This is a genomic window from Sinobaca sp. H24 (genome assembly GCF_023845525.1).
In genome coordinates this window covers 149,963-175,172 of record NZ_JALBWT010000007.1, presented here as the reverse complement: position 1 = coordinate 175,172, position 25,210 = coordinate 149,963, and the positions used below count along the sequence as shown (strand labels likewise).

Genomic DNA, 25,210 nt, shown 5'->3' with positions numbered 1-25,210 from the left:
CCGATCCTTGCGAAACAGGTACCGGCTTGCTGCAGTTCATGGTAAAAAAAGGACCACTAATCACGTGATCCTTTATTGTTGTTATTTTCTTCCGCTTACCAGCGCTTCTTTACTTCACGGCGTCTTCTGTGCAGAATCGGCTCCGTGTAGCCGCTTGGCTGTTCGGTTCCTTTAAACACGAGATCACGGGCAGCCTGGAAAGCAATTGACTGATCCGGATCGTCACTCATATTTCTATAATCCGCATCATCAGCATTCTGCTCGTCCACCACTTTTGCCATTCGGAGCAGCGTTTCTTCAATCTGCTCTCTTGTGCATATGCCCTGGTGAAGCCAGTTTGTCATGTGCTGGCTGGAAATACGGAGGGTGGCTCTGTCTTCCATTAAGCCGACGTTGTTAATATCAGGCACCGTAGAGCAGCCTACACCATGCTCTACCCAGCGTACAACGTATCCTAAAAGTCCCTGGGCATTGTTATCAAGTTCTTCCTGGATGTCCGTTCTGTTCCAGTCCGCCTTCTTATCAACTGGAATGGTAAGAATATTATCTTTATGATCTTCATTCCGTCCGGCCAGCTCTTCCTGCACCTCGTGAACATTCACTTCATGATAATGAAGGGCATGCAGGGTAGCAGCTGTCGGCGAAGGAACCCATGCCGTATTGGCACCCGCTTTAAGCTGTCCGCTCTTTTGTTCAAGCATCAGTGCCATCAGCGAAGGCATGGCCCACATTCCTTTTCCAATCTGGGCTCTGCCTTTGAGGCCTGCACCCAGTCCTACATCTACGTTTGATTTCTCATAGCTGCCAAGCCAGATGGATGATTTCATTTCGCTTTTACGGATCATCGGACCACATTCCATGGAGGTATGAATTTCATCGCCTGTTCTGTCAAGGAAGCCTGTATTAATGAATACGACTCTTTCTTTTACTTCTTTAATGCAGTTTTTCAAGTTGATAGTCGTGCGGCGTTCTTCATCCATGACGCCGATCTTTAACGTATTACGCTTTAATTCAAGCAGATCTTCAATACGTTCGAACAATTTGTTGGCAAATGCCACTTCTTTGGAACCATGCATTTTCGGCTTAACGATATAAATGGATCCTTCTCTTGAGTTGTGCAGTTCGCCGGTACCGAGAACGTCATGTTTGGCGGCAAGGCTTGTGATAACGCCGTCCATAATGCCTTCCGGTATTTCATTTCCGTTTTCATCCAGAATCGCATCTGTTGTCATAAGGTGGCCTACGTTTCTCATAAAGAGAAGCGCCCTGCCGTGCAGATTCATTTTTCCGCCGTCGAGGGACGTATACTCGCGGTCGGCATTCAGCTTTCTCGTCATCGTTTTGCCGCCTTTATTAAATTCAGCGGTAAGCGTACCCTTCATCAGGCCTAAAATGTTGCTGTACACGTTCGTCTTGTCTTCTGCGTCTACAGCGGCTACCGAGTCTTCGCAGTCAATGATAGTCGTTGTTGCCGATTCCAGCACAACATCCTTCACGCCGGCTCCATCGGTTTTACCGATCGGATGGCTGCGGTCAATTTGTATATCTGCATGCAGGTTATTATGCTTAAGCAGAATGGAAGACGGCTCTTCAGCAGAACCCTGATAGCCTTGAAGCTGGCTTTCATCTTCGAGAAGCACGGTATCTCCGTTTTCCAGCTTCACGTGCAGGCTTTTCCCTGAAATGCTGTACTGGACTGCATCCGCGTGGGAGGCGCCTTTAAGCGGAACGGTTTTATCAAGAAATGATTTTGCATATTCTACCACTTTGGCCCCGCGCTTTGGATTGTATTCCGAGCCGGCTTCAGCCCCGCCTTCGTCGCTGATCACATCTGTTCCGTACAGTGCGTCGTACAGGCTTCCCCAGCGGGCGTTTGCCGCATTGGCCGCATATCTCTTGTTGTCAGCCGGCACTACAAGCTGCGGTCCTGCCTGACTGGTAATTTCTTCATCTACATTGCTTGTGCTGATCTTAAAATCATCCGCTTCCGGCTCTAAGTAGCCGATGGATTCAAGAAACGATTTGTACCTTCCAAAATCCCCATGGCCATTTTCTTTATGCCAGTGGTCAATCTTTTCCTGAAGCTCATCTCTTGTTTCCAAAAGCTTTTTATTTTCCGGAATTAAATCATGAAGCAGCTCATCAAAACCTTTCCAGAATGTTTCCTGGTTCAGCCCGCTTTCGGGAAGCGCCTCATTGTTCACAAAGTCATAAAGTTCGGAAGCCACCTGGAGTCGTCCGATTTTCTGGTAATTCTGCATATATACATTCCTCCTTCAGGAATTAGTTGGATAATATATTTTATTTTCTGATTATATCCATTGTATATGAAAGCGCTATTTTATAAAAATACTTATCTGGAATACGTGTTATGCCTTTTGGCTATAGAAAAGAAATGAATACACGTTATAATAGAAAGAAAGCGATTTCTAAAAGGAGAGAACACCATGGATATCCAACATTTGAAATATTTCTCGGAGGTAGCCAGACAGCTCAATTTCACAAAAGCATCCGCTGCCCTCCATATCTCCCAGCCTTCTTTAAGCAAAGCCATTAAGCATATTGAAGAAGAAATCGGCGTTCCATTATTTTACCGTTATTCCAAAAAGCTCGAACTAACCGATGCCGGAAAGGCAGTACTCGTAAATGCCAAGAAAGTGCTGGAATCATTTGATAATATGAATGAAGAATTAAGCGACATTATTGAATTAAAAAAAGGCGAAATCCGCATCGGGATTCCACCTATTATCGGAGCTGCTTTCTTTTCACAGCTCGTCAGCCGCTACAAAGAAGCCCATCCATCTATTGAGCTGCTTTTAACCGAAGTCGGCACAAAATCCATCAAGCAGGGAGTAGATGAAGGGACACTTGATATCGGCCTCATCTGCAATCTCCCGGTTGAACAGCAGAATTTTGAAATGGAAAAACTTCTTAAAGATCCATTGATGCTGATTGTTCCTTCCGGTCATAAATTTGACGGCCGGTCGTCTGTTGCTGTAGATGAACTGGCAGAAGAACGTTTCATCCTGTACCGGAACGACTTCTCTTTGTACGATCGGATTATAGAAGAGTGTGAACAGCACAGCTTTTCTCCCAATATTGTCTGTGAGAGCTCACAGAAGGATTTTATGGTGGACATGGTGGAAGCCACACTCGGTGTAGCGCTTCTTCCAAGCAGGATCTGCCGGGATATCCATCAAAAGCAGATTACCGCGATTCCTCTTCATGACTCCAGCCTTCACCTCGAACTCGGCATGATCTGGAAACGCGACAAGTACCTGGCATTTGCCGTAAGGGAGTTTATTTCCATGTCGCAGGAGCACCTGCTTCACTCCACTTGACCGATCAGCCAGTCCTCCATAATTTCCACTGTCCGTCTCGTCTGTTCTGCTGAGGAAATAGCAGCCTCCCCATCACCATCCTGCGGTCCATAGCTTCCAAATCCGGCGTGATTCCCGCCGGTAAGGTCTGCAGATTCTGTTTCATCCGGCAGGTAGGCTTCTGCTTCATTATAGCTATCCTGATTCAGTACGCCGTCCCGTCCTGCTGTAATACTTAATACAGGAAGATCGGTTTGATCAAGCCTTCCGCCTTCGTCCGGATAGGACGCAAGAAAAAAGACTCCCTGCACCGCTTGTGCATTTTCGGCTGCATACCTTGATGCCATAGACCCTCCAAGAGAGTGACCGCCGATCACAAATTCTTTATCCGGGTTTTCCTCCAGAATTTTTTCTGCCCTGTCTGGTGCAAGCACGGCCAGATTTACAGGCATTTTTACGATATAGGTCGTAAAACCTTTTTCCGCCAGTCCCTGTGCCAATGGAGCATAAGCCTGCTCCTCCACAAGCCCTCCCGGGTAAAAAATAACGGAGGGTCCCTGCTCCTCCTGTCCGGACTGAAACGCAAGCCAGTTATCTTCTTCCACGGCGCCGCTTTCCGTCATGCTGTTCCTAGCTTCCGCATCTGGCGGGTAGGGCCGCAGGTATATAAATAGTGCCAGGGCGGCAGCTGCAAATATAACAGCTGCTGCAATAAGCAGCCGCTTTCGTGAAAATAGTTTTTTATTCATATCACTGTCTTCTTTTCTGTTGTTTTTTATTTGCTTTTTTATCTTTCTGCTTAAACCATCGGACCGCAAAGTCTACGGAGTCTTCCATTTTAAAAAGACGGATATGGGCAGAACCGATTTTCCCGAACCCAACGTCCTCCTCTTTTTCAAAAGCTGCCCCCAGTTCTTCAAACAGCTCTTCCCTGAATTCCAGATCTTCCCGGGCCTTCCAGATCGTTTCTCCATTTTCAATGATCGGGTGGCTCGTATTTATCTTATCCTGGTAGGTAATCCGGTACTCAGCCAGATGAAAACTGGTATTGCTGTCAAATTCAACTCCCAATAGAAGCACGTACGCACCTGATTTGTATAATTTACCGAGAGGACTGCTTTCTCCAAGGGCGAAATCATACGGGTGGTCCTCCATGAAAAAATCTTTATTTTTTCCCCAGGCAGCAAAAGAAACGGCCGGATGGCTGCTTCTTCTAACACTTTGAAACGTACGGAAGGTTTCTGGAATTATCCCCATGCCGGATGAAGGGGAATAGTCCGGATGATATCCCGGCATATCCGCCTTCAGGCGGGCATGCCACTCTTCAGGTACCGGGGGGTCATTCCATTCATACGGATCAGAGAGCATCGGCGTCTGAGTCGGCATTACAAGGGTGCCTTCTTCCGTTACGGCCTCCATCAAAGCCAGTATGACATTCACTGCGCCCCCGCTCACCCATCCAATCGAAGAAAGGGAGGAGTGGACGATAAGCGTCATTCCTTTTTCTATTCCAATCGACCGCATATCTTCTATAAGAGTTTCTCTTGTCTGGAGCTTTTTTTTCGTATCTATCTTTTCAGTCATTGTGAACCTCCGGTGGTTGTGGTATTTTTAATGCTGTGTGTCTTTTATTTTACCGTGGGAAAGACAAGAAAGTATAGATATTAACAAAATGGAGGTTCTTTTTATGATTTATCAACTAAAACTGCAAATAAAGCAGAGCAAACCTCCTGTCTGGAGGCGTGTTCAGCTCGACAGCCAAACATCCCTTGCCGATGTTCATTCTGTAATAGCCACCAGCTTTCTGCTTGAAGAGAAAGCGTCTTATACTTTTTCCATAAATAATACTTCACTTGATTCCAACACTTCCCTGGATTCTGTCTTAAAAGAAGAAAAAGACCAGGCTGCTTATGACTCAGAGGCGGACAGTGAAGCAGGCTATATCGTTCAGCTTGAAAAAAAGACAGAAGAGGATCCGAAAAAAACATACCCGCTCTGCATAAAGGTAACGAAACCTTTGGCCCAGCATGGCGAAGATTTTAATGAAACACAAGAAAAACACCGTTTGAATGAAGCGTTCGCTTCCCTGCAGCAAGGAGAAAGCAGCGAAGACAGCCGTTCCCATGATAACAGCATTACCGTACCCGGCATTCCAGCTTCTGAACAGGCCAGTGCCTCCGAATGGAAAACCCTGTTTGAAAAAGCAAAAACATTTTATCACCAGGCACCGTGGGAACGGATCGAAGACCAGGAAATTTTCATTGTCCGGGATGAACAGACAGATGAGACAGATGAGACAGATGAAACAGCTTATTGCAGTATTTTAAAAGGTAATACAAGCGTACACGGCATTGCCGTATACCATGGAGAAGAAGGAAAAGACGCGCTTTACAGCCTTCTTCACGGCAATAATTACCAGGCTCTTCACCAAAAGTGCATCATATTAACATTTGACAGCCGCGAGGATCTTGAAACAGAAGATGCCCGTATTATCGATGAATCCGGTGCTTCCTTCGGAGAAGGACAGGAATGGCCTGTTATCCGCAGTATGCTGCCCGGGTATTATCCGTGGTTTTTAACGTCTTCGGAGACGATATTCATGACAAAAGTTCTCGAGCAGGCCGCTGTAGTAGACGAGCATGTTCGAAACGACAGCAGCTTTCTGGAAGAAACACCTAAAAAACAGCGCCGCGCCCGTCTTTATACAAACGGAGCATGGATTGACACAGAACTTCCCTTTACATCATCAGACGAACCTCTCCGCTATACCGGCGGCTTAAAAGTAGACCAGTGGACGATGACCCGCCTGCAGCAGCAGCCGCAGATTAAGACAAAGCTTGCGCTTGGCGTATTCACGCTTCCAAATGCTCTTCAAAGCGAAGAAGAAGAACGTCCCCTTCTCGTAGAGAGCTCCATATGGTTTAACGCAGACAATGAAAAAATGATCGATCATAAAGAATTTCCTTTCTTAAAAAGAGCTGCGTACCTGCAGAACAAATTAGTAAATATTATTTTCAACCATTTAAAAGGACGCCCTTCCCAGATTTTAGCCGCCGATCCGGAAATCTGCGACATTCTGATGCCCGTTGCTAAACAGATTGGAGTAGAAGTATATTTAACATCCAAGCTGCCTCCAATGGAAAAATTAATGAAGCAGATGGCGAAATCCAAATAATAAATAAAAAAACAAGGTTCAGATTAAAAATCTGCCTTGTTTTTTTATTTATAAAGCGGGATAGTTAATATATACAAACGTTTTCCTGCGCTTTTTCTCTGTTTGTCACACTATCTTTAATAAAAAAGGAGGCGGCAGAACATGAAAGCTTTAGAAGGAAAAACTGCCCTTGTGGCCGGCGCTACGAGGGGAGCCGGCCGGGGTATTGCAGTGATGCTTGGAGAAGCCGGAGCCACAGTCTACTGCACCGGAAGAAGCACCCGCGGCGCTCCATCAGACTTAAACAGGCCGGAAACCATTGAGGACACAGCGGAAATGGTCACGGCTTACGGCGGCCGGGGTATCCCTGTACAAACGGACCATACGGTTATTTCTGAAGTAGAATCTTTATTTGCACGCATTGACCGCGAACAGCAGGGCCGGCTTGATTTGGTTGTTAACGACATCTGGGGCGGCGAAAAATGGACGGAATGGAACACACCTTTTTGGAAGCACAGCCTGTCCAATGGCCTGATGATGCAGGAACGGGCGGTTCACAGTCATATGATTACCAGCTACCATGCAGCCGGGATGATGGTCAAAAACCGCAGCGGCCTGATCGTAGAAATTACGGACGGCACCGATTACAGCTACCGCGGTAATCTTTATTATACGCTTGCCAAATCTTCCGTTATTAATCTCGTTACTTCCATGTCCGAAGAGCTGAGTCCTTATAATATATCCGCCGTTTCTCTCACTCCCGGCTTTCTGCGTTCCGAAGAAATGCTGGATCACTTTGGCGTGAGTGAGAGCAATTGGCAGGATGCAGCCGCTAAGGATTCGCATTTTGCGCAGTCAGAGACACCGTTTTTTATCGGGCGTGCGGTAGCTTCGCTCGCCGCAGATCCAAAAGCTTTTTCAAAAACCGGCCGCTCTCTTTCGAGCTGGGGTCTCTCTGAAGAGTATGGATTTAAAGACATTGATGGAAGAAAGCCGCACTGGGGCAACTACTATAAAACCATCAAGCATATGTATTAACCCCCTGTTGAGGGGGCGGGGAATTATTCTGCTTCCCCAACGATGGTAAAGCGCTCATTGACATGCTGTGGATTTTCTATTTCATCCAGCACAGCGACGGCATAGTCGGGATAGCTGATATAGCTGTCCCCTTTTTTGTTCATCATGAGGTGATCTTTTCCGGTTTCATAAGAACCTGTTTTTGGTCCGTCCGGGTCAAACATGGCTGCCGGACTCAGAAAAGTCCAGGTAATGCCTTCTGCCTGTTCAAGCTGAGTTAACAGTTTGGCCATACCGCCTGCCATCGGTTTATAGGCATCCGGAAATTCCGGTGTATCAATCAACCGGGTCGTTTTATCTTCGTCCACAAACAAGCTTGCCGCTCCGCCTACCACGATCATTTTGGTATCTACTTTTTGCAGCGCCGGTATAAGAACATGTCCCGCCTGAACGTAAGGCTCTCCTTCAAAGGAACCAAACGCATTGACTATTACTTCATAAGGGGCCAGGTCTTCTGCGTTTATATCAAAAATATCTTTCTCCACTACTGATACTTCCGGCGTATCAACTTTAGATGAGTTCCGGACAATTGCCGTAACTTTATGTCCTCTGTTCAACGCCTCTTGTGTGATTAATTTCCCTGCTTTACCTGTTGCTCCTATAATTCCAATATTCATCTGTCATCCTCCTATTTGTAACTAGTATTGTTACATTGATGGTCTGAAAAAATCTCTTTCTTAAGAAAAGAGATCGTTCATAATATTCTTCAGTGAGATGCCGGCCAGTTCCTGCTCCATTGCATGCCGGGCGCTTCCGAAAGCTGTATCAAGAGCCCCTTGAATATTCTGTCCCACCGGACAGCGCGGATTGGGACTCGGATGTACCCCAAACAATGCTTCCTCTTCTTTTTGTACAGCCTGATAAATATCCAAAAGCGTGATAGCTTCCGGCTGTGCAGCCAGAGCGAAGCCGCGGATACCTGCCTGGGACTCAAGAAGTCCTGCTTTTTTCAGCATACTTCCAATCCTTCGAATAACAACAGGGTTCGTATTCACGCTTCCAGCAATATATTCAGATGTGAGCTTTTCCCTTGGCACCGAAGCAGACAAAGCTAAAATATGGACCGCTACTGAAAATCGAGTATTAATCATTGCTTCACCACCATTGTAACTATCTTAGTTACATTACAGCCATTTGTCAACTGTCTTTATTCAGTATTTTCCCCATAAAAAAAAGCGCCGTGCAGGCGCTTTTTCTTCTGTTCTTAGCGTGTATTCATTTCACTTGGCTGAGGTCCTTTTCTTTCGCCCCGGTCCAATTCGTTTATTTTCTGCATCTCTTCTGAAGACAATTCAAAGTCAAACACATCGAAGTTTTCTTCAATACGGGACGGAGTAACCGATTTAGGAATAACGATAGTATTATTTTGAAGGTGCCAGCGCAGAACGACCTGTGCCGGAGTTTTGCTGTGTTCTTTAGCAATACTCTGAACAACCTCATCCTTTAAAACATCGCCGCCCTGCATTAATGGGCTCCATGCTTCTACAAAAATATCATGCTTCGCACAAAACTCTTTTACTTCTTTCTGAGCAAGGTATGGATGGCATTCAATTTGGTTTAGCACCGGCTTGACATTACATTCATCCAAAATACGCTGCAGGTGGTCGACATCGAAATTACAGACGCCAATGGCTTTTACCTTTCCATCGTTATACAGCTTTTCCATTGCTTTATACGTATCCACATAATCATCAAATTCCGGAGTCGGCCAGTGGATCAGATAAAGATCGACATAATCCATGCCCAGTCTTTCCAGACTTTCGTCAAAAGCACGGATAGTATTATCGTACCCTTGATCAGCATTCCATACTTTTGTTGTTATAAACAAATCTTCGCGATTAATGCCGCTGTTTTTAATTCCACGGCCTACGCCATTCTCATTTTTATAAATCATAGCAGTATCAATAGAGCGGTAGCCTGTCTGAATCGCTTTCTCTACTGCCGAGGCGGCTTCGTCGTCCTCAACCTGCCATACTCCAAATCCAAGCTGAGGCATTTTTAATTTATTGTTCAACGTTACATGCTGCATCCTATCGCTCCTTCAAATATTATTTCGAATCCAGAAATAATTATACCATTCCTTATTTAAACATGCTTCTTCTTTGATTTTCCGGAATAATTGTCCATTAAACGTTCGTTATAAAAAATTAACAAAATTGAAACATACTGATTAAAACCTTGAAGTGTAAGGGAAATGTCAATACTTTCCCAAAAAATTATTAATAGGCTGTTGTGTTTTATAAAGAACGGGTCTATACTGTCGATACGTTCGTTATAGCGTATTAAAAATAATTTTTTAAAGAACAGGAGATTGAGAATGCCCGCTTGGTTTGAAACATCTAATGAATTTATACAATGGTCGTCCCCATTTGTTTTTCTTGCTCCTTTTTTATTGTCTTTATTCTGGATAGCAGGAGCACTCGTGTTTGCATGGTACAGAGAGCGCAGAGAACCGCTTGACTTAAATGAAATCAACTGGCCTCACGTTAATATATTGGTACCCTGTTACAACGAAGAAGAAACCATAAGGGAAACAATACGCCTCCTTCATGAACTTCCTTATCCGTCTTTTGATATTATCGCGGTTAACGATGGAAGCAGTGACCATACAAGCGATGCTCTTCATGAACTTGTTGATCATTATCCAAATTTAAGAGTTATTGACTGCCTGGAAAATAAAGGAAAAGCAAATGCCCTTCACATGGCCGCTCATGCTTCTAATTCAGAATATCTTGTCTGCGTAGACAGCGATGCCATTCTTGATCCTTATGCCATTCATCACCTGATCCGGCACTTCTTCCACAGAGGAGAAAGAGTGGGCGCCGTTACGGGGAACCCGAGAATCCGTAATCGCGACACGCTTCTCAGCCGGATGCAGCTCGTAGAATACGCTTCTATCATTGGCTCTATTAAAAGAACCCAGCGCGTCATCGGAAAAATTATGACCGTTTCCGGTGTCGTTGTCGCTTTTCGTAAAAAAGCGCTGATTGACGTGAATCTCTGGGACCGCGACATGATTACAGAAGATATTGCTGTCTCCTGGAAGCTTCAGGCTAATTTCTGGGATATTCGTTTCGAGCCGCGCGCTTTATGCTGGATGCTTGTTCCGGAAACCGTTAAAGGCATCTGGAATCAGCGCGTCCGCTGGGCCCAGGGCGGACAGGAAGTAATGTTCCGGTACTGGTATCTGATGTTCAGCTGGAAAACACCGCAGGCTGTGGCCCATTTATATCGAGCAGTGCATCAGCACGCTCTGGTCTTTTGCATGGGTATCCGTCACTTTCTATTTGATTATGTTTTCAGATTCCCCGCAGGATCTATTGATCTGGCTGACGTTTACATCGTTTGCCCTTGTCCTTTTGTGCCTGATCCAGCTGTTTGTTTCGATCCGTATCGACTCGCAGTATGACCAGATTAAACGTTATTATTTCTGGGCTGCCTGGTACCCGATTTTCTACTGGTTTATCAACGCTTTTGTTGTTGTAGCCGCTATGCCTAAAACAATCAAGTCCCGTCTTAAAGGAGGATATGCTACATGGAACAGCCCAGATCGTGGCCAGCGCAAAACCGATTCATAATCAAATCCCGCCAATCCTATCTGACCACTTTTGTATCGGTTATTCTTACGCTTGTACTTTGGGCCTACAGCGCAGTGGTCGCATGGTTTTTTCTCAGCGCCGCACTGTTTATTAACGACCCCTACTCCAGTTTGTTAAAAATCACTTTTAAAATAAACAACGGAGAAATACGAACGTTTATGCTGAGTACGCTGATAGCCTTTGTCGCTATGCTCGTACTGCTTCTACTGTGGAGAAAATACAACTATCATCGTTTCGGCTCACTAAGAAGAAGAAATTATCCGCCTGATTCCACTAAGGCTGATATGGAAGAGCTCGGTCTGATGTCTAAAAAAGATATCAATAAACTCAAAAGCTCCCGCTATGTGACCTTCACGAAAAGTCCAGTAAGAGAAATCTCAAAAGACACAAAAAGTTCCGTAAGAGAAATCTCAAAAGAAAGGAAGCGGTCATGAAATTGAAAAAAGGAATGAGCATACTTCTGGTCATTGCGGTTATAGGAGGAATGGCTGCGTTCCTTATCCCTCATTACCAGGCTGAAAGCGAAAAAATTCATAAGCTTGAGGAGCCTTTGAATGATGAGGGCTGCCTCGCCCTGAACTACCACCGCGTAAAAGATGGAAGCGTCTGGAATAAAGGCGTTCAAGCAATGACCAACTCTGATGAACTGACTACGTATACTGTCTACTCCGATGATTTCGAAGATCAGCTCGATAAAATGATCGAAGAAAATGCCACCTTCGTTACTCCCGATGAACTTCGTGAATATCAGGAGCAGGGGGAATTCCCTCCTAACTGCGTCTGGATTTCTTTTGATGATGCAGATAAAACGATTGTAGATGAAGCTCTTCCTATTCTCGAAGAACGGGATATCCCCTTCACTGTATTTGTTATTTCCGGGCAGGTCGGCGAAAATGATTTCGAAAGCCAGCCACTTGCAGATTGGGGCGATTTAAGAACTCTCCGGGACAGTGGACTTGCTACGATCGGCTCGCATACGCATGATCTTCATAAGCTTGCAGAGGAAAATCAGGACAAAGCGATCTTCCTGGAAAAAGAAAATGAGGAAATGTTCGAAGAAGATCTGGCTAAAAGTGTGGAAGTGCTGGAATCCCAACTCGATATTGACGTAACCGAATTCGCTTATCCTTTTGGTGAAGGCACTGAAGACCTTGCAGACATTGCCCGAGCGCAGGGAATCGAAGGCACACACATCCTTGCTCCACGGGCCGTTATGCCCGATGAAGACCCTCACTGGACCAACCGTATTCTGTTGAGTACACCATTCTTTGAAGAAAACATTGATCCTTACCTGGAACGAAATGACCCGGAAGCTTCATAACCACAAAAAAACAAGAGAAGGCAGCTGAGCTGCTTTCTCTTGTTTCGTTTTTACCACGGAAGCCATTTTTTATAAAAAGGCTTTTTCTTTCTGCCAACGGCTTTCTCTTCATAGAAATAATCGAGGACGTCTCCATCGTCTGCTTTCCATATTCCGATGCCGCCATAGCCTCTTGCGGCGGCCGTCTTTTCAGCTCTTTCTATCGTAAGAGGGGAAGAAAAATAACAGGCAGCTTCTTCCGTTTCCCAAAAACACTCCCCGTTTTTAAATTCTTCGATAAAGGCTTTATGAAGAACAGCTTCTGCCACCGCTTCATGGGTAGTCACATACCTGCCTTGAAAAGAACCATCTTCCTGTTTTGTCCATATGCGTCCAAAAGCGTTGACGCCAACCAAAATTTTATTCCGGTCTTTTTTTCTGATGGAGCGGTCCACGCAGTCATACACCTGCTGATGAAAATGATCCGGGGCATGAGGCTGGGGAGGCTCATCGTCGACTCCCTCGGTATAGGACATAATTTTCAGGGCGTCTACGTGCTCCGCCAGAAATCTATAATCCGCCCATCCGGTCCACTCCTCTAGATCATAGGAAGTGCCGGTTGCAGCTGGAACTGTTTGATGAAGCAGCCTGCCCTTCTGGTGAAGAACGGAAGCTAATTCTTTTATAAATTCATTCATCGGCTGTCTATCACCGGGATAGACCCACTCCAGATTAATGGTGACTCCATCCCAGCCGCCCTGCTCGCATATTTCTGCAATTTGGCTGATGTAATTGGATTTGTCCTGAAGAACGCTGTGGGCAATGGCCCCATCCGGCTCATCGAGTTCAAAGCTGAAGTTGGAAAAAACAAGCAGTATATCTGCTCCGCGTTCTTTAGCCGCCTGCTTATCCTTTTCGTTAATGTCTCCCGGTTCAATATGTCCGCCGTGTTCGAAATAATACGTATCAAACGCTGCATACGAAAAGGAATGATTATAGAGCGTGGCTGTGCCGGCTGCATCGTATTCAATCGATATCTGTCTTAGAGGCGTTTCCTTCAGGTTTGATTTTTTGTCAAAGAGAAGTCCTGTATACACTTCAAGCTGCCGAAGCAGGGAAGCATTGTCAGCGTCCCCATACACCATAAACCTCGGAAGGGCATAACGGTCATGCCGGAGGCCCGGCTCTGCCGGTTCTCCTCTGAGCCGGATTCGTTCCGGATAAACACTCCATCCTGCCTGTATGTTTTCTCTTTTCAACATTTCCCGGATAACAGGGTGCACCATTGTATCCCCTTCGTCGGTTTGAGGATAATAGGCTCCAAACGGAAAACAAAATTGATCAGCCTGATGCTTTTTCTGCTGTGGTACTGCTTCCATAAAGACAAAGGGAGTTTCTCCATTTTTGACTGTTAGATATCCTGGATTTGCAGAAGGAATCCCTTTGGTTTCCAATGTCACAACGTATCGTTTTCCCTTTTGAAAAGCATACGGTTTTAATGCAGCCTCTTCCATCTCTTCTCCCCATCCAGGCACATACGATGCGGCTTCAACAGGGTCTTTTCCTTCGGCTTCTTGAATCGAAACGGTCATTCGGAATGGATACCATGATCCTCCCGCTCCTCCCCAGTGGAACTTGATGAGTTCGGCTGTAAAATCAGCCGCCGCTTCATAATAAAAGAGGTGTGTATTTTCTCTCCGGCTTCACTTGTGCCGGCTGTTTCCTGCTGGTCTGGTGTATGGTTTTCTATTTTCCCTTTATGTTCAATCCACTCTGCGCCAAGGTAGGTCTGAACGGCAGAATTCCAAAGCTGCACATCTTCTCTAATCAGACTCTTATAGACTTTACTGCTCATTGGAGAGCCTTCACCGCTGCCGAGCAGTCCTATTAATTTCACCGGCCATAGGGCGCCTGCTTCAATGTCGGCAGAGACGTCCGTACTTACAGCGGTGCTGTCCTGTTCTGCATTAAGCCGGGCATGTGCACGGAACGTACCGTTTCCCTGATTTTTAGTAATAAAGCGTACGGTCGTTTCTTTCCCCTGCTTCAATTTCATTCTTTCGGTGAAGGAAAATACTATCCATTCGTTTTCTGTCCAGTCTGCAGACAGGCTTCCACTGAAGACGGACTTCTCGTTAATTCTTATTTCCACTTCTACTTCGTGCGGGACACCGGCATGTCCGCAGGCAAAAATAGTGAGCTCCTGAACAAGAGCTGTTTTTTTCGGTTGAAAGGTGACGGACGATTCAATCGGCTGCCCGGTTTCCGGATCGGTTCCGAAAATAGGAAAAGCCAAAGAATCTTCCAGAAGTCTCCGCTCATACACTTTCGGTGATCCTTTCTTTTCCTCCCACATTACAATCCCGTCCTCTATCCAGGGCGGTGCTTCGAGAAAAGGGGCGGATGCCGTGCTTCCATCTTCCTTGTTTAAAACGTAATGATGCGCGTCATACGTATGATGGAGAAGTTCAGCCAGCCCGGTATCCACATAAGAGGCGATCTGTTTCCATGACAAATACCCATCTTCCGGAATTCGTTTTCGCTGCCTGGAGGCAATAACAGCAATGCCAAAAGGAATGGCTTCTGTTATCAGCCACTGTGCTGCGGTATCCATACTTTCCAATGCATCATCGAAATGAATAACGGCAGGAGGATTTCCAGCGGTACGTCCCTCATACCATTCCGGAAACTTCGAAGGAGAAACAAATACATATCCCTGGTTTTGAAGCATAGTTATCTGCGCTTTTATATCGTCAATATGAGAAACCAGCTCGTCCGTTTCGCTTCTTTTGTCTGTTACGCCGTGATAGCATAAAATAACCGGATATCTGCTCATGCCGGGCCCTCTTTCTTTTATATCGTATTCTTCTTTTTTACCCATACACTTACAGCTAAAAACATGAGTCCGGCCAGTACATGGGCAAGGGCCCAGATAAAATTGCCAACGATAAAATAAACCGCCGCTGCAAGACCGAGGTTCCATACCCCGAGCAGAATCCATACTAATACAAGAAACAGCTTAAACTTACTACTTTTCATATAATTTCCTCCTTTTCATCCTGGCTTCTATGACGTATTCAGGCAGAATTAATGGTAAAATAATGGTATTCATACTGAGAAAGAAGGAATACCCATGCTTCGCTTACTGCTTTTCCCTTTCTTTTCTCTTATTCTTCTGTTGTTTTTGACCGGACTATATTTATTACTTGAACCATACGAACATGCCTTTTTCACGTTTTTTACGCGAGACGTTCTTCTACTGCTCACAGGCGGGGCCCTTGTCCTGTTTTTATTTTCTATGCTTCCTGTTTTCACAACGCTTTATAGAAAGCGCAGCAGCATAAAATCCCAGCGAAAGAAGTGAAGATACATGGATTCTTTCATCATATATGTGCTGTTGGGATTTATTTATTTCCTTGCAGCTCTAGCTGTCCTTATTTTTCTTCTTGGAAGCCAGCCTGTCGCGGCCCTGGTTATTTTAGCCATCCTCGCCGTCACCGTTTACCCGGCCAAGAAAACATTGGATGGGTGGAATAGACGCTGGCTCGACAAAAAGCAGCGCTGATAAAAACAAGCAAAGCAGGATCTGTCTGCTTTGCTTGTTTTTTCATTACTGTACTCGGCTCAAGCGTCGTTTCCTCGCCAGCTTATTTCCCTGCACTGTAATAACAGTACATACAATAACCAGCACCAGACCGATCACTCCTGCCACCCACAGACCTCCGGCCGCAGCAAGAATCGTAAACATTGCCGTCATCAGTACATAAACCGCAGCAGCTCTCGGCTCCCAGTAAACGGACCGATTCAGCTTAAAGCCGGAATGGTTCCGCAGGACAAAAAACAAAAGTGCATGCATCAGGATACCGATAATAAACCAGCCTTGAAAATTAGAGAAAGGAATATCATAATACCAGCCTCCTTCATTCCAAAGCCAGTACTCCTGCAGCTTATAGTTAACCGGATCGAGAACGAAATCAATGCCGACTACAAGAATCCCCCCCAGAAAGATAAACCCCGGCGCCCTGCGCCATCTGCTTGCTGCAGGAAACAGCCAGTAAATATACTTTACAATATTATGCGACGTCGCTACAATCGCTACCCACGCGGCTCCTATGGTGAGCGGCACGCCGAGAATCATCATTCCAAAATCAGAATTATACTCATAGCTCCCAAAAAATAAGTTGTACTGGACACCAATGCCTTCAAGCGTCATCGAAAAAAAGAAAATGATCAGTGCCAGTAAAGTACCAAGCGCTGTTCCATAGGTTCTCGCCAGGTAAACAGCACCAATCAGACCGGCTCCCCATAAATAAACGGCATTAGCCCATTCCAGCCAGGAGGGTACCAGGTCAAGCAGAAGAAGGACAACTCCAATACTGTACCAGGTCAGAAAAATCGAAACAGCCAGTGATCCCAAGCAGTATTTCTCATCTAATACCCCGCTTTGACTATGTATTGTACTTTCTCTAATATACAGAAGCGTTCGTTATAAGAAAAGCAAAGCGCCGTGAATGTTTTTTGACAGAATAAAGGATCCCTGCTTTGAGGGACCCTCTTCCATTTATTTCTGCACGGCCTGTGGATGGTTTGTTGTAACAATATCAATTCTGCAGCTTTCGCGTTGGCTTCTACCTGTTCCGGATTTTTACATCCTGGAATAACTGTGGAAACAGCCGGATGTTTCAGACACCATGCCAGCGCCCACTGGGACATAGGAACGCCTTCCGGTACTTCCGTATTATATAACGTTTCTACCATTTCCAGCTTTTTGCGGGTTTCTTCTTTGTCGTGACGGTGACGAACATCATTATCTGCAAATACAGCACCGGGTTTATATTTCCCGCTTAAATAGCCGCTTGCCATTGGAACACGTGCCATGACGCCAAGATCCTGCTCTTCACAGAGAGAGAACACTTCTTCTTCCGGCGTCCGGTCCAGACGGTTGTAGACGATCTGCATGCTTTTGGCACCAATATCAGCCGCATGTTTTGTCTGGTACGTATTATCGTTTTTACTGATCGACAAGCCGATATGGCCTATTTTTCCAGCCTCTACCTGCTTATCAAGCATTGTCCAAAGCGCATCATTATCAAATTCTTCATCTGTTCCTGAATGAAACTGGTAGATATCAATATAATCAGTACGTAGAGCCCTGAGAGAATCCTCCAGCTGCTTTTGCACGTCTTCTGCTTTGTAATGACGGGTGCGCTCATACAAATCATGAAATTTGTGGCCGAACTTGGTAGCAAGCACCCAGCGGTCCCTGTTTTTTTCGATGGCTGCCCCTATGAATTCCTCGGATAAATGGTCTCCATAGCACTCCGCGGTGTCGATAAAATTAATGCCGGTTTCTTCCGCTTTGTTAAAAATGGCATCCACTTCTTTTTGTTTATAATCAATGCCCCATTCTCCGCCAAACTGCCATGTTCCCAGGCCGATAACGGATACATCTAAATTGGTTTTTCCTAATCTCCGGTACTTCATTCTATTCGCTTCCTTTCTATACTAAAGGTCTTTTCTATTATATCTTCCCACAAAAGCATTCATCCACACCTTTTCCTTCTATCTGTATTCGGCAAAACAAAAACACGCCGCTGCATCAGGGCGTGTTCTGTTCGTTAAGATAGTCCCGGAAGAATACCAGATAGTGCTTGCAGCAGGTACACCATTCCAAGAGCAGTAAGGCCAGCGATAAATCCTCCGACAGTCCATGCTTTCAGCGTTTGCGGAATTGTCAGCTTACCAAATTTATTTACAACCCAGAATCCGGAGTCATTTGGAAGAGATAGACCAACAGCACCGGCACATATAGCCAGTCCCAGCAGAACAGGAGAAGCTCCAAGCTCTCCGGCAAGCGGACCGAGAATGCTGGACGTTGTAACAAGAGCTACTGTTGCAGACCCTAGAGAGGCGCGTAAAATCTGTGAGAAAATGAAGGCCAGTATAAAAACAGGAATACTCCAGCCTTGCATGACAGCAATTAAATGATCACCAATTCCGCTTTGGTTAATAACAGCGCCAAATGCACCACCGGCTCCTGTTACAAGGATAATCAGACCTGCTGAACTGATAGCGTCTGAATAAAGAGTCTGACTGGAGGTTGAAATGTAAGGACGCAGCACTACAACAGCGACAATCACACTTATAAATAAGGCCACATTTTTGTCCCCGATAAACCCAATAATAGTAGAGAGTATTCCCTCTCCAATCCAGAACTGCGATATCGTATTAGCCAGAATTAAAAAGATCGGAAGAATAAGAAGGGCAAAGGATAAAGATGTGCTGATTTCTTTCTTTGGTTCAGCTGCTACTTTTTCTGCTATTGTTTCTTCTAAATCGACAACAGATTTTACATGCCTTCCAATAAACATGCCATACAAGTATCCACCAACGATTGTAGCCGGAACCGCGCAGATAATACCGTACAATATAAATAAACCAAGATCTGAATTAGTATTTTCTGCTACAACCAGCGGGCCGGGAGTTGGGGCAATCATACTATGGGAAACAATCAATCCAACTCCTAAAGCGGTTACAAAACTGACAATAGAAATACCTGTTTTTTTCGAAAGGCTTTTAATTAACCCGCTTAAAATAACAAATGCAGCATCAAAAAACACTGGTATAGAAACAGCGGTTCCTGTAAGAGCGAGCCCCATAGGAGATTTCTGGATGCCGAATACTTTCAGAACAGCCTGCGCTATTTTTTCAATAGCACCAGAGGCTGCCAGAAACTGTCCAAATATAACGCCCAGGCCTATTAAAATCCCGACTCCTATTAACGTTTCACCAAAACCCGTTGTTACAACTCCCGGCACGTCAGCTGCGGGAATACCTACTGCAAGAGCGGTGGCAAAAGCCACCCCTATTAATGCAATAAAAGGCTCGAGCTTGAGCTTTAAAATTAAAAAGAATAAAGCAGCCAGTGATAAGATAAATACAAGAATTAATAAATTACCAGTTAACATCCTTTTTCCTCCTTCAGCTCTGCTCGAGCATCATCACAATCTTTTTCATCGTATCTATCTCTCCAACATTTCCAGGGAAAACAATATAGGGGATATAAGGAAACAGACTTTCTTCCTTCGTCTCCCATACTGGAATTCCAGGTGCAATCTGACCTTTCACTGTAGCTTTTCTTACTCCCAGCCCTTTGGTCCCCACATCACTTGATGTAATGCCACCTTTAGCCAGAATGTAAGCCGGACTTGACGCAGCATTCCGTACAATACTTGTCAGAGCATCTGAAATCCGCACCGATTGTTTCAATTCTTCTTCTTTTCTGCCTTCTCCCATGTCGAGACGCTCGCGATTTGTGTATACAACGGTAGTAATTCCTTCTTTTAACCGTTATCTACCTGCTTTTGAACGTTTTCTACTTCTTTTTGGAAAACTTCCGGCTCTACAATTAAGTGGCTGTCAAAATGAATAAAGCGCAGATCTCCTAATTCCATTAAAGCTTCCAGCTGCTGCGTTGTTTTCTTTACATGGGAACCGATAACAATCAGTCCACCCTTTTGGCTTTCTGCTGAAAGAAGATCTTTTTTTTCAAGCAGCGCCTTTTCAGAAATATCTCCAATAATTTTTGTAAATGTGGCAGCTGTTCGATAGAGGAATTTTTTGTTTTGCCTTAAAGCCCGCATCAACGCAATCGTGAAAACCCTGACATCTGCTTCTTCTACAGCATTGACGATCACTTTATGAAAATTCTGCACCGCCAGCAGCTGTTCAGTTATAGCCTCTATCTGCAACCCTCGAAGAGAAGCAAGGCTTATATATATAGCTTTATCTTTTTTATAGCGCCCTTCCGTTTTTTCCTGCACCCATTCACCAAGATGACTCGAGGTGAAACCGAATGTCCGGTCTTCAGCAAATTCTGTCTGACCGGCAGGAATCAGCTTTTCTCCCTGTTTTACGTAATGAACATTATCGATTGTCAGCCTTCCACCCTGTTTGAAATACGGCAGGATAATTTCTCCGTCGACTTTACTGTCCGTCTGCTTTTCGAGCGTATCTTTCAGCACTTCCGTTTCCAGTGGATAATGGCCCCGCAGAGTAGAATCTCCACGGCTGATAATAAGATAGGGAACTTTCTTCTGCGCAGCGACGCGTTCAATTCTTTCGGCAATTGTTTTGTGCAGATGTTCCGTCTCTTTCGAATCTAAAGCTCGGGAATTGGTCAAAATGAAGAAAATATTTCCCGTTTCTTCAAATCCTTCTTCAATTATTTCTTCTGTCCAATCTGTATAAACCGATACCCCATGCACGGTCTGGACTCCTGTCGGATCATCATCCAGTACGATGATCTGATGGGAAAAAGATGCTCGTTCTGCTTTCCAGAGAGTATTTATTTTTTCTTCATTAATAGGTTCAAAAGAGTTCTGCACATCGTGATAGTCTAGTACTTTCATTACAGTTCCTCCTTGCGCTTTACTTCTGTATGAGCTAATTTCTCGTAATACTGTACAAGACCCCCGTGGTCGTCTGCCGCTTTCCCGTCTGCTTTCATAGCATGAAACATTTCCAGCACCTGGCTTGATAAAGGAAGCGGCGTATCCAGAGCATGTGCGGTTTCCATTACATTGGTTAAATCCTTCATGTTAATGTCAATACGCCCCCCTGCTATAAAGTCCCTATCCAGAATTTTAGGAATTTTCGCATCTAATACTGCGCTGCCTGCGAGACCTCCACGAATAGCCTGATACATTTTTTCAATATTGATACCGGCTTTTGCAGCAAGAACAAGTCCTTCTGACATCGCTGCTATGTTTACGTTTACAATAATTTGATTGGCCAGCTTTGCTGTTGTCCCGCACCCGCTGTCTCCAACAAGCGTAATCTCTTCTCCCATTCCTTCAAGCACCTCATATACTTGTTCAAAAACACTTTTTTCCCCTCCGGCCATAATAGCCAATGTGCCATCTATCGCTTTCGGTTCTCCTCCGCTTACAGGCGCATCAATCATATGTATGCTCTGCTCGCTCAGCCTTATAGACAAACTCTTGGAAACCACTGGAGAAATAGAACTCATATCTATTACTACAGAGCCTGCTTTCAGTGACTCCGCCGCCCCTTCCGGTCCAAAAAGAACACTTTCTACGTGCACCGCCTGCGGAAGCATCGTAATGACTATATCTTTCTCTGCTGCTGTTTCTTTTGGTGTGAAAGCAGCCGATGCCCCCTGCCCTGCAAGCTCCTGAACCGCTGTCGTGTTTATATCAAACACTGTAACGTTATAGCCTTTTTTCAGTAAATTTAGTGCCATAGGTTTTCCCATAATTCCCAGTCCGATAAAACCAATATTCATTTTTTTCTGCCTCCTAATAATAAAAGCGTTTTCATTCATAAAGCGATTGTACACGATTGCTTATATTTTGTATACATTTTTTTAAAATTGTATACATTTTCTGTTCTTTTCATTCTTTCATGTAAGCTCTATACTAAAAGAAAGACTTATTTATTAAGTATGTTAAGGAGGCGCGACTGAAGGATTTATTTTAAATACTTCAGGAACACAACTATGATGGCTAAACAATCTACTCAGCACGCTTATATAAAAGCTTACGAAATTATTAGAGATAGAATATTGAGCGGAGAGATAGAAGGCGGCACAAAGCTTGTAGAAGAACGGCTTGCTGATGATATTGGAGTCAGCCGTACCCCTATCCGTGAATCCATCCGCCGTCTGGAGCAGGAAGGCCTTATTTCGAAAAAGAAAGTCATTCAGCCTACAGAAAGCGATCTGCGCCATTCGTTTCAGGTTCGTATTCTTCTTGAAGGAGAAGCGGCCCGTGCCGCCGCTTCCTATATGACTGAAGAACATTTAGACGTTCTCCGCCAATGTGTAGATATTGGAAAATCAGGCTCAAAAGAAGAAGTAATGGAAGCAAACAAACAGTTTCATGATATTATTATGCAGGCCAGCCGAAACCCCGTCATGATCGGTATTATTGACCAAATGCAATCTATTATTTATCTGTTTCGAAAAACCGTAGTTTATCACCAGCGTCCTCTTCTTATCGAAGAGCACGAAAAAATATACAAAGCCATCCGGCAGCATCAGCCTGATCAAGCTGAACAGCTGATGAAAAAGCACCTGCAGGCAGATCTGGATTTTTCTCTTCATGTTTTTAGAATCAATAAAGAAACCGTCCCGACACAAGGTGTCAGGACGGTTTCTTTATTGATTCTGCATCTGATTTTGTCTGTTCCAGACGGGTCAAAATAATTCCCGGAGACACCTCCAGCTCTTCGGCCTCCTGAAAACCTTCACTTTTGTAAAGCGACAAGGCCGGTTCGTTCACGCTCCCGGTGCATACAGTTGCAAAATCCCAGGACGGTTCACGAAGTACAAATTCGACAAGCTGCCTGCCGATTCCTTTTCGGAAATAGGAAGGGGAAACCACCAGCCGGCAAAGCTCGAGCATGCCTTCTTTTAAATGATAGGAGACAAGTCCGATAACCGCTCCATCGTGTTCATATCCATAAAAAGACTCCCCGCACTTTTTGAGAGCGGACTCGTTATCGCGCATAGGAGGTATATCGTCTGTTTCCATCATATCTGCTTCAATCCGATAGGCCGTGCGCTGCAGCTCCAGAATACGCTGCGCTGTATCGGCGTCTTCCACATTTAATGGAATAATCATATATCCGTGCTCCTTATCCGTCCGCGAAGGCCTTCGCGTTAAAAAAGACCTTCTGAGTAATCATTATTTTATCATATTTCCGCTTTCTCCACATGGACCCGACCGGAAAAAAATGTCGCTCCACCTCCCATATCTGCCAGCCTGTCCGGCGTCAGGTCGTTTACACGTCTGGCGGTCCCCGGTTCATCAGCCCAAAGACCCTGCGTGACGATCACTCCGGAAAGCACAGTATCTCCGACGGAGGCAGGAAGAAGACATTCTCCCCGTGAATTATACAAACGCACCATATCTTCATTCTGGATACCTAAAGCGTTGGCATCTTCCTCATTTATAAAAGCTTTAGGCTTTTTTTCAAGCTTGGTATGCTTTGCGTTATGAGCAAACGTAGAATTCAGGAAATGATGATTGGGTGCCGGAATAAACAGAAAATCCCCTTCTTCATCGGGAAGCGGCTGATACGTCGGTACACCTGAAAATCCGGCCTTTTCCATTTTCTCTGAAAACAGCTCGATCTTTCCGCTCGGCGTAGCAAGATGTTCGAGCCAATTATCCGAACGATGGGCTTTTATATAATGATCCTGCTTCAAGCCGCCAAGTGTAACATGGTCGGCGCTTTTATTTCCAGTGTTTTTGAAAGCCTGTGCAATCATTTCTTCATCTTTCTCATACAAAGCAGGCTCATCAAATGCCATCGCTTTTGCCAGCAGGCGGAACACCTCTGCGTTATTTTTGCTTTCGCTGTACGGTTCCATGACCGGCTGCTGCATCTGGACGTAATGATGCCAGTAGGAGGTGTAGAAATCGGTACTTTCAAAGCTGGAGGCTGCAGGTAGAACAATATCTGCATAACGGGCAGTTTCTGTTGCAAACATATCGTGGACGACCAGAAACAGATCTTCCCGCGCCAATCCTTGATGAACTTTATTTGTTTCCGGCGCCACAAGCGCAGGATTACTGTTATAGACATACATGGAACGGACTGCCGGCTCTTTTTTTTGTTAACAGAGCTTCTCCGATCTGATTCATATTAATAGCACGCGTTCGTTTATCTGCCAGCAGATCCGGACGCTGCATAGCTGTTGTATTAAAAGCAAGAACGGCACTGTTGCCTTTAATGGCTCCGCCTCCCTTTTTCAGCCACTGGCCGGTAAGAGCCGGAAGACAGGCAATGGTACGTACACACATACCGCCGTTATCATGGTGCTGATGCCGTTGCCAATACGGATAAATGCAGGCTCTACTTTGCCGTACATCCGTGCCAGCTCGTATAAATCTTTTTGGCTGACCCCTGTAATAGCGGATACCACTTCAGGAGTATAGGAAGCGGCTTCCTGTTTAAGCTCGTCACGACCGATCGTATATTTTTTCATGAACGCGTGGTCTACAAGATCCTCTGCAAATAAAATATGCATCATCCCTAAAGCGAGAGCGGCATCCGTACCGGGCTTAATGGGAATAAACCAGTCGGCAAAGCGGCGCCCGTCTGATTTTTATGAACGTCGATGACTACTACTTTTGCTCCTTTTTTCCTCGCCTTCTGTGCCTGGGTAATCTGATGCATATTAGTACTAACCGCATTAATCCCCCAGAAAATAATAAGTTTCGCATCCTCGGTATCCTCAGGATCGGTCCCTATGCTCGATCCCATTGTATAGTTATAACCGACGCCTCCGGCTGTAGAACAAATCGTCCGTTCCAGACGGCTCGCCCCCATATAGTGAAAAAAGCGGTGCCCCATCCCTTCTGCGCTGAGGTTACCCATATTTCCGTAAAAAGCTGTATGGCAGAATACTCTGCGGCCCTTCCGTTTTAATGAGCTGTTTCCATCGCTGCGTTATTTCTTCTATTGCTTCGCTCCACGTAATCCGCTCGAATACACCTTCCCCTTTTTTCCCCGTCCGCCTTAATGGATGAGTCAGGCGCTTTTCATCATACAGCCGTTCTTTCATATTTCGTACTTTGTTGCATATCGCGCCCTGTGTGACAGGATGATCAGGATCTCCTTCTATTTTTTCAATGCGTCCTTCTTTTTTATGGATCAACAGACCGCACTGATCGGGGCAGTCGAGGGGACAGACAGATTTATATACGCCGTCCTGCTTTACTTTTTCCAT

Annotated in this window: 22 protein-coding genes and 2 pseudogenes; 8 read left to right on the top strand and 16 right to left on the bottom strand. The window is 45.1% G+C overall.

Annotated features, from left to right (window positions below; genetic code table 11):
* Positions 1-95: 95 nt before the first annotated feature.
* Positions 96-2,261, bottom strand: coding sequence for a malate synthase G (locus MMY81_RS12170; RefSeq protein ID WP_252313114.1), 2,166 nt, complete (start codon positions 2,259-2,261; stop codon positions 96-98).
* A 186-nt stretch (positions 2,262-2,447) separates the two neighbouring features.
* On the opposite strand from MMY81_RS12170, the gene MMY81_RS12165 reads away from it, so the two are divergent.
* Positions 2,448-3,341, top strand: a complete 894-nt coding sequence (locus tag MMY81_RS12165) for a LysR family transcriptional regulator (protein ID WP_252313113.1) — start codon at positions 2,448-2,450, stop codon at positions 3,339-3,341.
* Here the strand turns inward: MMY81_RS12165 and MMY81_RS12160 are convergent.
* Both MMY81_RS12160 and MMY81_RS12155 read right to left on the bottom strand, forming a co-directional pair.
* Entirely contained in the window at positions 3,329-4,069 is a 741-nt protein-coding gene (locus MMY81_RS12160; protein ID WP_252313112.1) for an alpha/beta fold hydrolase, read from the bottom strand. The two genes, MMY81_RS12165 and MMY81_RS12160, sit on opposite strands and share 13 nt — an antisense overlap.
* A 1-nt stretch (position 4,070) precedes the next feature.
* Entirely contained in the window at positions 4,071-4,904 is an 834-nt protein-coding gene (locus tag MMY81_RS12155) for an AAC(3) family N-acetyltransferase (protein ID WP_252313111.1), read from the bottom strand.
* Positions 4,905-5,007: 103 nt separating this feature from the next.
* On the opposite strand from MMY81_RS12155, the gene MMY81_RS12150 reads away from it, so the two are divergent.
* Positions 5,008-6,495 (top strand): plasmid pRiA4b ORF-3 family protein, encoded by a 1,488-nt coding sequence (locus MMY81_RS12150; RefSeq protein WP_252313110.1) that lies wholly within the window; start codon positions 5,008-5,010, stop codon positions 6,493-6,495.
* A 141-nt stretch (positions 6,496-6,636) separates the two neighbouring features.
* On the top strand, positions 6,637-7,512 hold the full coding sequence (locus MMY81_RS12145) for an SDR family oxidoreductase (RefSeq protein ID WP_252313109.1): 876 nt from the start codon (positions 6,637-6,639) through the stop codon (positions 7,510-7,512).
* Between the two features lie 23 nt (positions 7,513-7,535).
* On the opposite strand, the gene MMY81_RS12140 is transcribed toward MMY81_RS12145, so the two are convergent.
* The 3 genes from MMY81_RS12140 to MMY81_RS12130 form a co-directional block, all read right to left on the bottom strand.
* Complete coding sequence (locus MMY81_RS12140; protein WP_252313108.1) at positions 7,536-8,168, bottom strand: NAD(P)-dependent oxidoreductase; 633 nt, start codon at positions 8,166-8,168, stop codon at positions 7,536-7,538.
* Between the two features lie 60 nt (positions 8,169-8,228).
* Positions 8,229-8,642 carry an Rrf2 family transcriptional regulator gene (locus tag MMY81_RS12135; protein ID WP_120192967.1) on the bottom strand — a complete coding sequence of 138 codons (414 nt, stop codon included), beginning with the start codon at positions 8,640-8,642 and terminating at the stop codon, positions 8,229-8,231.
* A gap of 113 nt (positions 8,643-8,755) precedes the next feature.
* Positions 8,756-9,580, bottom strand: coding sequence for an aldo/keto reductase (locus MMY81_RS12130; protein ID WP_252313107.1), 825 nt, complete (start codon positions 9,578-9,580; stop codon positions 8,756-8,758).
* 288 nt (positions 9,581-9,868) lie between these two features.
* On the opposite strand from MMY81_RS12130, the gene MMY81_RS12125 reads away from it, so the two are divergent.
* From MMY81_RS12125 to MMY81_RS12115, 3 genes are all read left to right on the top strand, one after another.
* Positions 9,869-10,960: a glycosyltransferase gene (locus MMY81_RS12125; RefSeq protein ID WP_252313106.1), complete on the top strand. Its 1,092-nt coding sequence runs from the start codon at positions 9,869-9,871 to the stop codon at positions 10,958-10,960.
* 126 nt (positions 10,961-11,086) lie between these two features.
* Positions 11,087-11,584 (top strand): poly-beta-1,6-N-acetyl-D-glucosamine biosynthesis protein PgaD, encoded by a 498-nt coding sequence (gene pgaD, locus MMY81_RS12120; protein WP_252313105.1) that lies wholly within the window; start codon positions 11,087-11,089, stop codon positions 11,582-11,584.
* The gene (locus tag MMY81_RS12115; RefSeq protein ID WP_252313104.1) at positions 11,581-12,471 is read left to right on the top strand and encodes a polysaccharide deacetylase family protein; all 891 of its coding nucleotides are present in this window, start codon (positions 11,581-11,583) and stop codon (positions 12,469-12,471) included. Before pgaD ends, MMY81_RS12115 begins: the two co-directional genes overlap by 4 nt.
* Before the next feature lie 50 nt (positions 12,472-12,521).
* Here MMY81_RS12115 and MMY81_RS12110 read toward each other — a convergent pair whose 3' ends face one another.
* The 3 genes from MMY81_RS12110 to MMY81_RS12100 are packed head-to-tail and all read right to left on the bottom strand — an operon-like array spanning position 12,522 to position 15,489.
* On the bottom strand, positions 12,522-14,042 hold the full coding sequence (locus MMY81_RS12110; RefSeq protein ID WP_252313103.1) for a glycosyl hydrolase family 18 protein: 1,521 nt from the start codon (positions 14,040-14,042) through the stop codon (positions 12,522-12,524).
* Complete coding sequence (locus tag MMY81_RS12105; protein ID WP_252313102.1) at positions 14,039-15,286, bottom strand: hypothetical protein; 1,248 nt, start codon at positions 15,284-15,286, stop codon at positions 14,039-14,041. Before MMY81_RS12105 ends, MMY81_RS12110 begins: the two co-directional genes overlap by 4 nt.
* Positions 15,287-15,303: 17 nt before the next feature.
* Positions 15,304-15,489 carry a hypothetical protein gene (locus MMY81_RS12100; RefSeq protein WP_252313101.1) on the bottom strand — a complete coding sequence of 62 codons (186 nt, stop codon included), beginning with the start codon at positions 15,487-15,489 and terminating at the stop codon, positions 15,304-15,306.
* Between the two features lie 331 nt (positions 15,490-15,820).
* Between MMY81_RS12100 and MMY81_RS12095 the strand changes: the two genes are divergently transcribed.
* Positions 15,821-16,015, top strand: a complete 195-nt coding sequence (locus MMY81_RS12095) for a hypothetical protein (RefSeq protein ID WP_120192975.1) — start codon at positions 15,821-15,823, stop codon at positions 16,013-16,015.
* A 45-nt stretch (positions 16,016-16,060) separates the two neighbouring features.
* Here MMY81_RS12095 and MMY81_RS12090 read toward each other — a convergent pair whose 3' ends face one another.
* The 5 genes and pseudogenes from MMY81_RS12090 to garR all read right to left on the bottom strand — a co-directional run bounded on the left by MMY81_RS12090 (position 16,061) and on the right by garR (position 21,796).
* Positions 16,061-16,867: a carotenoid biosynthesis protein gene (locus tag MMY81_RS12090; protein ID WP_252313100.1), complete on the bottom strand. Its 807-nt coding sequence runs from the start codon at positions 16,865-16,867 to the stop codon at positions 16,061-16,063.
* 14 nt (positions 16,868-16,881) lie between these two features.
* The gene (locus tag MMY81_RS12085) at positions 16,882-17,934 is read right to left on the bottom strand and encodes an aldo/keto reductase (RefSeq protein WP_252313099.1); all 1,053 of its coding nucleotides are present in this window, start codon (positions 17,932-17,934) and stop codon (positions 16,882-16,884) included.
* A 134-nt stretch (positions 17,935-18,068) separates the two neighbouring features.
* The gene (locus MMY81_RS12080; protein WP_252313098.1) at positions 18,069-19,418 is read right to left on the bottom strand and encodes a GntP family permease; all 1,350 of its coding nucleotides are present in this window, start codon (positions 19,416-19,418) and stop codon (positions 18,069-18,071) included.
* A 13-nt stretch (positions 19,419-19,431) separates the two neighbouring features.
* Positions 19,432-20,861: pseudogene (locus MMY81_RS12075) on the bottom strand (four-carbon acid sugar kinase family protein).
* Positions 20,861-21,796 carry a 2-hydroxy-3-oxopropionate reductase gene (gene garR, locus MMY81_RS12070; RefSeq protein WP_374561722.1) on the bottom strand — a complete coding sequence of 312 codons (936 nt, stop codon included), beginning with the start codon at positions 21,794-21,796 and terminating at the stop codon, positions 20,861-20,863. Before garR ends, MMY81_RS12075 begins: the two are co-directional and overlap by 1 nt.
* Before the next feature lie 177 nt (positions 21,797-21,973).
* On the opposite strand from garR, the gene MMY81_RS12065 reads away from it, so the two are divergent.
* The gene (locus MMY81_RS12065) at positions 21,974-22,678 is read left to right on the top strand and encodes a GntR family transcriptional regulator (RefSeq protein WP_252313134.1); all 705 of its coding nucleotides are present in this window, start codon (positions 21,974-21,976) and stop codon (positions 22,676-22,678) included.
* Here MMY81_RS12065 and MMY81_RS12060 read toward each other — a convergent pair.
* Together MMY81_RS12060 and MMY81_RS12055 are read right to left on the bottom strand one after the other, a co-directional pair.
* Positions 22,617-23,096 (bottom strand): GNAT family N-acetyltransferase, encoded by a 480-nt coding sequence (locus MMY81_RS12060; protein WP_252313096.1) that lies wholly within the window; start codon positions 23,094-23,096, stop codon positions 22,617-22,619. The genes MMY81_RS12065 and MMY81_RS12060 overlap by 62 nt on opposite strands.
* Positions 23,097-23,167: 71 nt before the next feature.
* Positions 23,168-25,210: pseudogene (locus MMY81_RS12055) on the bottom strand (molybdopterin-containing oxidoreductase family protein).